This window comes from Kitasatospora sp. NPDC057223 (assembly GCF_042669755.1).
Lineage (GTDB): Bacteria > Actinomycetota > Actinomycetes > Streptomycetales > Streptomycetaceae > Kitasatospora.
Map to the genome: position 1 here is coordinate 85699 of NZ_JBHUWW010000009.1, position 9866 is coordinate 95564.

A 9866-nucleotide genomic window follows, 5' to 3' on the forward strand; every position below is an offset into this window, starting at 1 on the left:
GGTGGTCGGCGGAACGAGCGGTGGGGGAGCTGCACGGTGGGGATGGCGGATCCGTCCCCGCAGCCCGTGCGGGAGTGCCGCACGGCGCGTGGGGGGAGCGGCGCACGGGGTCGGCGCCGCCGTCGCGATTCGGGGTGGGGGGAACGCGACGTGTTCGGATACGTGAACGGTTCGTACAGCCGGATGCCACATCCGGGTGGGAAAAGTGCTTTCGTCGGACCCTAGGGGCCTGCTGAGGGCACGTCAATAGACTTGTATCTGATTGAAGTTCATGAATATGAACCAGATGGGGTGCCGTGCTGTCCGGAACGCGGTGGCTGAGAGGAGAATCGAACCAGGGTGCTGTCCGGCGCAGGAGATGATCGATGGACGTGACCGAAGCCCGCGAGGCCGGGCAGCCCGTGCGCGTGTTCCTGCTGGACGATCACGAGGTGGTGCGACGCGGGGTGCGGGACCTGCTGGGGGCCGAGGCGGACATCGAGGTCGTCGGTGAGGGCGGCACCTGCGCGGAGGCACTGGCCCGGGTACCCGCCCTGCGGCCGCAGGTCGCGGTGCTGGACGTACGGCTGCCGGACGGCGACGGGGTGACGGTCTGCCGCGAGTTGCGCGACCGGATGCCGGGGCTGGCGTGCCTGATGCTGACCTCCTTCGACGATGACGACGCCCTGCTGGACGCGATCATGGCCGGTGCCGCCGGATACGTCCTGAAGCAGGTCAAGGGCGCCGATCTGGTCGGTGCGGTCCGTACGGTGGCCTCCGGGCAGTCGATGCTGGATCCGGCCACCACCCGCAGACTGATGGAGAGCCTGCGCCACCACGACGAGAGCGGGAGCGAGGCGGCCCTGGCCCGGCTGACCCCGCGCGAGCGGGAGATCCTGGCGCTGGTGGGCGAGGGGAGGACCAACCGGGAGATCGGCCAGGAGCTCTACCTCGCCGAGAAGACCGTGAAGAACCACGTGTCGCGGCTGCTCGCCAAACTCGGCGTGGAACGCCGGCTGCAGGCCGCCGTGATCGCCGCCCACGCCGACCCCGGCGGCCGGCCGGGCGGGCCGCACTGAGCCCGCCCGGCCCGGCAGATTGAGCCGGTCGGCCCAAGCCAGGATCCCGTGGCAAGGCGCACCGTGAGGAGTGAGGAAACAACTTCGCACCCGCGACCGGGAGCCCGCGATGAGGCAATGGAACGACCATGACATGGGCGGTTGGGGTTTCGGCCTGATGGCCATCAGCGTGCTACTGGTCCTGGGCCTGCTGGTCGTCCTCGCCGTCGCCCTGACCCGCTACCTCGGCCACCCGCCCCAGCAGCGCCCGCCCGACCGGCCGGCCACCCCGCCGCCGTCACCGGAGCAGCTGCTCGCCGAGCGCTTCGCCCGGGGCGAGATCGACGCCGGCGAGTACCGGCACCGCCTCGACACCTTGAGAGGCGGCCCCGCCGGGCCGGCGGCCGGCTGAGCCCGCAGATCCAGGGAGAACACCATGGACACTTTGGCCCTCGACGCCGCGGCGCTGGAGAGACTGGTCTCCGCCGCCGTCGCCGCCCCGTCCATCCACAACAGCCAGCCCTGGCACTTCCGGCTGGACCGGGCCACGTCGACGCTCCAGGTGCGCGCGCTCCAGGTGCGCGCGCTCCGGGAGCGCGCGCTCCCGGTCACCGACCCCGACGGGCGTGCCCTGCACATCTCCGTGGGAGCGGCGGTCCTGAACCTTCGCATCGCTGCCCGCCGGATGGGCTGGGCACCGGTGGTGCGGCTGCTGCCCGACTCCACCGAACCCGACCTGATGGCGGCGATCGAGCTCGACGAGCCCTCCCGCACCCAGCTCCCCGGCACCGCCGCGCTCTACGGCGCGATCTGGCGGCGGCACAGCGTCCGGTCCCCGTTCACCGGCCCGCCGGTTCCGGCCGCGGTGCTCGACGAGCTCGCCGAGACCGCGACGGCGGAGGAGGCGCTGCTGCGCTTCCCGGCCGGCGCGGAGAGAGCGGGGCTGCTGCGGCTGACCGCGGAGGCCGAGCGCCGCAACACCACCGATCCCCTGCGCAGCACGGAGAGCCGCAGCTGGATCCAGGGGCCCGGTGCCCCCGCGTACGGGATTCCCCCCGTCGCGCTCGGTCCGCAGGACAGCGCCGGGCGGATGCCGATGCGGGACTTCTCCGCCATCCACCCGTCGGTGCCCCTGCCGCCGGCGCCGTTCGAGGCGGAGCCGTGCATCGCCGTCCTCACCACCCGGGGCGATGCGCCGGTGGACTGGCTCCGCGCCGGGATGGCACTGGAGCATGTGCTGCTGGTCGCGACCGTGCACCAGGTGCGGGCATCGATCCTGCACCAGGCCATGGAATGGCCGGAGCTGCGCAGCACCGCCCGCAGCCCGCGGCAGGGCCCGGGCCACGTGCAGGTGCTCATACGTTTCGGCTACGGGCCGGAAGGACCGCCGACACCCCGGCTGGCGGTGCCGGACGTCCTGGACGCCGAGGACCACGGGCCCGGTGCGCGGTGATACGCACAGTCCAGGTCGGGTGACCCCGGCAACATCCCAGGGAGATGATCCGTATGGCTTTCTCGGCGACCGGCCGACCGGTGCGCGTGGACGCACGGCTCGACCTGCCACTGTCCCGCTGGCTGTGGCTGGTGAAGTGGATCCTGGCGATCCCGCACTGGATCGTCCTGTTCTTCCTCTGGATCGCGTTCTTCCTGCTCAGCGTGGCCGCCTTCTTCGCGATCCTCTTCACCGGCCGCTATCCGCGCCCGGTCTTCGACTTCAACCTGGGCGTGCTGCGCTGGTCGTGGCGGGTGTCCTACTACGCGTACGGGGCACTGGGCACCGACCGGTACCCGCCGTTCAGCCTGGCGGAGGAGCCCGACTACCCGGCGCGCCTGGACATCGCCTACCCCGGGCAGTTGTCGCGCGGCCTGGTGCTGGTCAAGTGGTGGCTGCTGGCGCTGCCGCAGTACGCCCTTGTGGCGATCTTCGTCGGGGGAGGAAAGGAGGACTGGGTCAGCGGGGGCCTCGTGATGCTGCTGGTGCTGTTCGCCGGCGTCGCCCTGGCCGTGACCGGCCGGTATCCACCCGGCATCCACGATCTCGTCGTCGGCCTCGACCGCTGGGTGCTGCGGGTCGCCGCGTACGCCGCACTGATGACCGACACCTACCCGCCGTTCCGGCTCGATCAGGGCGGTCCCGAGCCCGGCGGCACCCCCGACGCGGCAGGGCCTCGGTGACGACCGGCATGCCCGGTCGGACCCTGTGAGCGCTGCCCGTGCGGGCACCGCAACGCCGTGGGCACGAGGTGCGGTCCGCGGGGACAGCGCGGGACGGCCGCCCTACCCTGGAGCCCGGGGGCAGCGGCAGCACACGGCGGATGCGAACGGAGCGATCTGGTGGGCTCACCCTCGGAGCCGGGCCCCGTCCGTCCGCCGCAGCCGGGGCTCGACGACCTCCTGAGCGCGCTGCAGGCGCGTCCGGACGCGGCGCGCGGCACCACGAGCCGCATCCACGGTCTTCTGGAGGCGGTGCTCGCGGTCGGCCGGGACCTCGACCTGGGCCAGGTGCTCCAGCACATCGTCGAGGCCGCCGTCACCCTGGTGGACGCCGAGTACGGGGCGCTGGGCGTCATCGGCGAGGACCAGCGGCTGTCGCAGTTCATCCCCGTCGGTCTCGACCGGGAGCAGATCGAGCGCATCGGACCGCTCCCGCAGGGGCACGGGCTGCTGGGCGAGCTCATCAGCCACCCCGCACCGCTGCGCCTGGCGGAGATCTCCGACCACCCGTCCTCGTACGGCGTGCCGGAGCACCACCCGTCCATGCACAGCTTCCTCGGCGTGCCGATCCGGGTCCGCGACAAGGTGTTCGGCAACCTCTACCTGACCGAGAAGCGCGGCGGCGCACAGTTCGACGCCGAGGACGAGTCGATCCTCGCGACGCTGGCCGTGGCGGCCGGAGTGGCGATCGACAACGCCCGGCTCTACACCCGGGCGAGGCTCCGCGAGCGCTGGCTGGCGGCGAGCGCGGAGGTGACCAGCAGTCTCCTGTCGGGCAGCTCGCAGCAGGAGGTGCTGGACCTGCTGATTGCGCGCGCGGCCGCTATCGCCGGCGCGGACCTGACCGTCGTGGCCCTGCTCATCCCCGGTGGCGGCAGCCTGGAGGTGCGGGTCGCCTTGGGGCTGGAGGCCGACAGGCACCGCGGTCTCGTCCTGCCGCGGGAGGGGTCCTTCGTGGGCGCCGCCGTCGAGACCGGCGGGCTGGTCACCACCGTCGACGTGCACAAGGACCCGAGGATCACTGCCGGGCCGCCGCGATGGGCCGGCCTCGGGCCGGCCGTGGCCGTGCCGATCGGAAGGGTGGCCGGCGGCGTCAGCGGGGTGCTGATGCTGGCCCGGGCGGCGGGCAGGCCGGTCTTCGGACCGGAGGAGTCGGCGCCGCTGGCGGGCTTCGCGGGACAGGCGGCCCTGGCGATGGAGCTGGCCGAGCACCGCCGGGACTCCGAACAGGTCGCGTTGCTGGAGGAGCGCGACCGGATCGCCCGGGACCTGCACGACCTGGCGATTCAGCGGCTGTTCGCGACCGGTATGACCCTGCAGGGCGCAACGCGTTTCATCGAGCATCCCGAGGCGTCGGAGCGGGTGCTGCGGGCCATCGACGACCTCGACGAAACCGTGCGGACGATTCGCTCCAGCATCTTCGGGCTGCGGACCAGGGAGCGCGGCCCGGCCGCGCACGGACTGCGGGGGAGGGTGGTCGGTACGGTCGACCGGGCCGCCGCCGGCCTCGGCTTCGCGCCCGGGCTGAGGATGGACGGGCTCCTGGACCTCCGGGTGCCGCCGCCGGTCGCCGACGAGGTGGTCGCCGTCCTGGGGGAGGCCCTGTCGAACGCGGTCCGCCACGCGCACGCCCGCAGGGTCGAGGTGGCCCTGAGCGCCGACGGAGAGCTGCGGCTGACGGTCACCGACGACGGCGTCGGCCTCCCGCCCGGCGGGCCTCGCAGCGGCCTCGCCAACCTCGCGGAGCGGGCCAAGCGCCTGGGCGGGAGCTTCCGGGCGGGAGCGGGCCCCGACGGCGGGACCAGGCTGCTCTGGCGGGTACCGCTGCCTCAGCCCGACCGGCCGGAGCCGCGGCCCGGCCCGCGCTGAGCGGCATCGCGCCGGCGCCCGGGCCCGTGTCAGCCCGCGAGCAGGACGGCGGCGCCGGTTGACGGCAGGAGAGTGCCGTCCGACGATCGGAACCAGGGCCGGCGACAGTCGGCCCCGGCCCGGAGCCCGGTCTTTCCGGAGCGAAGGAGCATGTCATGGCACATCCAGTGATCGTCGGCGTCGACGAATCCGCGAGCGCGGGCGCGGCCGTCGACTGGGCCGCGGACGAGGCGAAGTCCCGGGGACTGCCTCTGCATCTCGTCCGTGCGTGGCAGTGGGAGCCGGCCCGGGCGGCGCCCCCGCCGGACGCACCGGCGGCCAGGAAGGCGGAGGAGGAAGCGCTGCAGCTGCTCGCGCGGCGGACCGCCGGGCGTCACCGCGACCTGGGGGTCGGCAGCGAGGTCGTGGACGCGAGCCCGCGCGACGCACTCGTCGCGCTGAGCGCCGCAGCCGCCCTGCTCGTCGTCGGCTCCCGGGGCTCCGGTGGCTTCCGGGAACTGCTCGTCGGATCCACGAGTCTGCATGTCGCCGCCCACGCCGCCTGCCCCGTCGTGGTCGTTCGGTCCACCGGAGAGGCGTCGACGGGCGAGGCGTCGACCGGCGGCATCGCGGTCGGGGTGGAGGGGCGCGACCCGTCCGAGCAACTCCTGGAGTTCGCCTTCGACACCGCCCGCCGCCGCGGCCTGCCGCTCCGCGCGGTGCACGCCTGGAGCTCCCCGCTCGTCCTCGGACCCGGTCACGCGCTTCCACCGGTGTACGAGGCCGGCCACGTCGAGGCGGAGGAGCAGCGGCTCCTCGCCGAAGTCATGGCCGGATGGCAGGAGAAGTACCCCGACGTGCCGGTCGAGGAGGACGTCGTACGGTCCGGGCCCGCCAAGCACCTGGTAGCTCTGTCGAAGACGCACCAGCTCGTCGTCGTGGGCCGCCACGGGAGGACGGGGGGTCCCTTCAGCCGGCTCGGGTCGGTCAGCCAGGCCGTCGTCCACCACGCCCACTGCCCCGTTGCCGTCGTGCCTTCCGCCTGATCCCCAGCCACTGGGGCGGGAGACCTCCTGCCGGCCTTGAGCCCGACGAGCAGGAGGAGGAGTGAGGAGGAGTAGGGCCGTTCGGCGCACCCGGGCTGCCCGAGCGGCCCCAGCCGCGAGGCGTCGGGGGCGCGCACGCTGACCAGTAGGCGGGGGTTTCCGCCCACTGGACTTCAAGGTAGGAGGCCGGCGCCATGCAGAGGAGACACCCCCGCGCCCAGCCCTCGGGCCGCCGAGGCCGGCTGCCTGCGCTGCGGCGATCGCTGAGCGCGTCAGCCCCGGTCCGCCGGAGCACTTTCGGGCGGCCCGGCGCGTCCCGTCCTCCGGCACACCGTGCGACCGCCTGCCGTGAGCCCAGCGGCGGCAGCGGCGGAGGGGGATCTGATGGCATCTCCTGACGCACGACCGGTGGCCGGTGCCGCAGTCGAGGAGTGCACGCGGGAGCAGAGCCTGGACCTGCTCCGGCAGACGGCGATCGGGCGCCTCATCCACACCGATGACGCGATGCCCGCCGTGACGCCGGCCAGTTTCACCCTGGACGCGGTCGGCGAGGTGGTCATCCCCCTGCCGACGGGCTGGCGGGCGGATCTGATGGACGGGGCGGTGGTCGGGTTCCAGGCGGACCGCTTCGACGAGCAGACCCTTCGCGGGTGGACCGTGCTCATCGTCGGCCGGTCCCACACGGTGAGCGATCCCGCGACGGTCGCGGACCTGCGCGATCGGGGCCCCCGGCGGTGGGGACGCCAGCCGGCTCTGGGCTACCTGAGGATCCACCCGGAGTTCGTCACCGGCACCCGGTTCGGATCATGAGGTCGTTCCCGCCCTCGGGCCCGCGCACGTGCCCCCGGCCCTCCCTCGGAGGAGGCGCACCATGACACCCGGACGTCGAAGGTCCACCGGGCGCGTCGGCCGGACCACCCTCCGGCGGCACATCCGCCGGGCGGCGGGCCGGGATCCCTGCCCCCCGACCCGCCCGGCCGACGTGCAGCGCAGCCGCCTCGTCGTCGCGCTCACGGCCGCACTGCTCGTCGCGTTCGTCCCCGCGCTGCTGGCGGCCCTCGCCGTCCTGCGGGCCGGGGAGAGCGAGGCCCGGTACGAGGAGCAACACCGTCACCGGATCACCGCGAGCACCGTCGCGGAGGCCGTGGAGGACGAGGCCGACGCGATGGGCGTCTTCCACGCCCAGGCGGTCTGGGAGTTCCCGGCCGCGGTCCACGGCGCAGGGACGGTCGAAGTCCCTCCGGACACCGGTGTGGGGGCGACGGTCGGGCTCTGGGTGGACGACCGGGGCAAGCCGGTGGCGCCGCCCCGTCCGGGAACAGAGATCGCCACGAGTGCCGCCCTCTCCGGGGCGGGGGCCATGGCCGCCCTGTCCGGCGCCGCCGTCACGGGCTACGCCCTCGGGTGCCGCGTGATCAACCGGCGGACGGCGGCAGCCTGGGAGCAGGAGTGGGAGGCCGTGGAACCCGAGTGGTCCGGTCGTCCGCGCCACTCGGGTACCGGCGACCAGTGACCGTCCGTGCGGCGATCGCGTGTGCGCCGTGCCGCTGATGACCGGTGGCGAACTCCTGGACGGGCGCGCCGGCCTCCCGCCCGGGCAGCCCCCGCCGGGGGCGCACCCCACCTTGACGTAGCTCACCACGGACGAGTGCCGGGACCGGCTCTCGGACCACGGCATCGGGCGAGTGGCCCTGTCATCGGAGTCCGGCCCCGCCGTTCTCCCCGTCAACCCCGTCCTCATACCCCTCGCCGACTACGGCTGGGCGGTCGGCGTCGCCTCCTCGCTCGTCCTGTACCCCGCCCTGAACGCGGGTCCCCGACGAGTGGAGGGGTGAGCGCGCGAACCGCCGTCATCCCCGGCTGCGGGGGATGCCGCGGCCACCACGATCGCGGTGAGGATCAGTCCGTCGCGGATCAGCCAGCGGCCGCTGAATCCCGGCAGGCGTATCCCCGCCACCTCCGGTCCGGGGACGAGCAGCCGGGCGGCGAAGGTGCCCGCGCCGGGATCGACGGTGATCACGGCCTCCTCGAAGTCCAGCCAGCGGCCCGTGAGCGGGAACCACGCCTTGTAGACGCTCTCCTTGGCGCTGAACACCAGCCTGTCCCAGTGGACGTCCGGCCACCGGGCGGCCGCGCCCGCCAGCCAGGCGCGTTCCTCGGCGACGGTCACCAGGTCCAGCACCCCGCCGTTCTTCAAGGGCTCGTCGGGCTCGGCGTCGAGGCCGATCGTCACCACGTCGACACTGCGGGCCACCGCGGCCGCCCGGTAGCCCGCGCAGTGCGTCATGCTGCCCACCACGGAGGCGGGCCAGCGCGGAGCCCCGCGCTCGCCCCGGAGGATCGGCGCCGCGGGGACGCCGAGCCGCGCCAGTGCGGTGCGGGCGCAGGCCCGTACGGTGCCGAACTCCTGGCGGCGCTGCGCCACGGCGCCGGCGACCAGCCGTTCCTCCTCGGGGAAGAGCGGCGGTGGTTCGGCCGGGTCGTGGAAGGCCTCGGCGGCCTCGACCTGCGCGGGCAGCAGTTCCTCGATCACCGCCTGCTGCCGCCGTCCTCGGGGGAGGTCGCCCGCCCCGGTACCCCGTGCGCCCGGTACGCCATCGCAGTCCCCTTCTCGCAGGCGGTCCGGTCGCCGGGCTCGGTCACCGCAGCGCCGGATGACCAGCGATCAGCCCGATCACGGACCGGGCGTGGGTGTTGAGGAAGAAGTGCCCGCCGGTGAACCGGTGCCGGGCGAACGAGCCCGTGGTGTGCTCCCGCCACGCCTCGGCCTCCTCCTCGGTCACCTCGGAGTCGCTGTCACCCGTCAGCACGACCAGCGGGCAGCTCAGCGGGGGGCCGGGCCGGTAGCGGTAGGTCTCCGCAGCCTTGTAGTCGCCGCGCAGCGCGGGCAGCACCATGTCGAGCAGTTCGTCGTCGGCCAGCGCCCGCTGGTCGGTGCCGCTCATCCGCTGCAGCGTGGCGATCAGCTCCGCGTCGTCGCCCAGGTGCACCCGGCCCTCCCTGTGCCGTGACGGCGCCCTGCGGCCGGAGGCGAACAGGCCCTGCGGCACCGTGCCGGCCGCCTCCAGACGCAGCGCCACCTCGAAGGCCAGCGTGGCACCCAGGCTGTGCCCGAACAGGGCCAGCGGCCGGTCGGTCCACGCCTGGAGCTCGTCCACCACGCAGTCCGCGAGCCTGCGCAGGTCGTCGATGCACGGCTCGGTGCGCCGCTCGTGGCGGCCGGGGTACTGGACGGCGAGCACGTCGATGCCGGGCGACAGTGCCTGGGACACCGGGAAGTAGTAGGTGGCCGAGCCGCCGGCGTGCGGGAAGCAGACCAGCCGCGTCGCGGCGTCGTCGGCCGGGTGGAACCGCCGTACCCAGGTGCCCTTCGTGGCGGACAAGCTCGTCATGGCCCTCACCGACTTCCTCTTCGAACGGCGGCCTGTGTACGGGCGCGCCGCCGCTCGGGGGCGCGCTCCGGCCTGTGCGGACGGCCCGGGAGCCGGGCCCGGACCGCGGGCGACCCGGCGCACGCCCATTCAATCCGCTGACCGGCGGACGGCGCTACGGGGGAAACCCCTGCCGGACCCCTATCCGACCCCCGGCCGCGACGGCTCCGCGGCCTCGGGTGGGAACACCCGGGTCCGTAGGGGTGCCGCCGCGTGTTTTCACCGCCGTAGCGTGCGATTCCGGCCGTGGTCGGTTCCCCCGCACGAGCGACGCCGTAACGACGCCGAAC

General features: G+C 74.0%; 10 protein-coding genes. 8 read left to right on the plus strand and 2 right to left on the minus strand.

Going from position 1 to position 9866, the window contains the following annotated elements; all coding sequences use genetic code 11:
* Positions 1–365: 365 nt before the first annotated feature.
* The 8 genes from ACFUK0_RS06155 (at position 366) to ACFUK0_RS06190 (ending at position 7658) form a co-directional block, all read left to right on the plus strand.
* Complete coding sequence (locus ACFUK0_RS06155) at positions 366–1058, plus strand: response regulator (protein ID WP_380246865.1); 693 nt, start codon at positions 366–368, stop codon at positions 1056–1058.
* A gap of 109 nt (positions 1059–1167) precedes the next feature.
* Positions 1168–1449 (plus strand): SHOCT domain-containing protein, encoded by a 282-nt coding sequence (locus ACFUK0_RS06160; RefSeq protein WP_380246866.1) that lies wholly within the window; start codon positions 1168–1170, stop codon positions 1447–1449.
* A 24-nt stretch (positions 1450–1473) separates the two neighbouring features.
* Positions 1474–2490, plus strand: a complete 1017-nt coding sequence (locus ACFUK0_RS06165; RefSeq protein WP_380246867.1) for an Acg family FMN-binding oxidoreductase — start codon at positions 1474–1476, stop codon at positions 2488–2490.
* A gap of 53 nt (positions 2491–2543) precedes the next feature.
* On the plus strand, positions 2544–3212 hold the full coding sequence (locus ACFUK0_RS06170; RefSeq protein ID WP_380246868.1) for a DUF4389 domain-containing protein: 669 nt from the start codon (positions 2544–2546) through the stop codon (positions 3210–3212).
* 159 nt (positions 3213–3371) lie between these two features.
* Positions 3372–5120 carry a GAF domain-containing protein gene (locus ACFUK0_RS06175; protein ID WP_380246869.1) on the plus strand — a complete coding sequence of 583 codons (1749 nt, stop codon included), beginning with the start codon at positions 3372–3374 and terminating at the stop codon, positions 5118–5120.
* Between the two features lie 155 nt (positions 5121–5275).
* Positions 5276–6145 carry a universal stress protein gene (locus ACFUK0_RS06180; protein ID WP_380246870.1) on the plus strand — a complete coding sequence of 290 codons (870 nt, stop codon included), beginning with the start codon at positions 5276–5278 and terminating at the stop codon, positions 6143–6145.
* Between the two features lie 384 nt (positions 6146–6529).
* Complete coding sequence (locus ACFUK0_RS06185; RefSeq protein WP_380246871.1) at positions 6530–6955, plus strand: pyridoxamine 5'-phosphate oxidase family protein; 426 nt, start codon at positions 6530–6532, stop codon at positions 6953–6955.
* 61 nt (positions 6956–7016) lie between these two features.
* Complete coding sequence (locus ACFUK0_RS06190) at positions 7017–7658, plus strand: hypothetical protein (RefSeq protein WP_380246872.1); 642 nt, start codon at positions 7017–7019, stop codon at positions 7656–7658.
* Positions 7659–7898: 240 nt separating this feature from the next.
* On the opposite strand, the gene ACFUK0_RS06195 is transcribed toward ACFUK0_RS06190, so the two are convergent.
* Both ACFUK0_RS06195 and ACFUK0_RS06200 read right to left on the minus strand, forming a co-directional pair.
* Positions 7899–8678: a 4'-phosphopantetheinyl transferase gene (locus tag ACFUK0_RS06195; protein WP_380246873.1), complete on the minus strand. Its 780-nt coding sequence runs from the start codon at positions 8676–8678 to the stop codon at positions 7899–7901.
* A gap of 106 nt (positions 8679–8784) precedes the next feature.
* Positions 8785–9537, minus strand: a complete 753-nt coding sequence (locus ACFUK0_RS06200) for a thioesterase II family protein (protein ID WP_380246874.1) — start codon at positions 9535–9537, stop codon at positions 8785–8787.
* Positions 9538–9866: the final 329 nt, after the last annotated feature.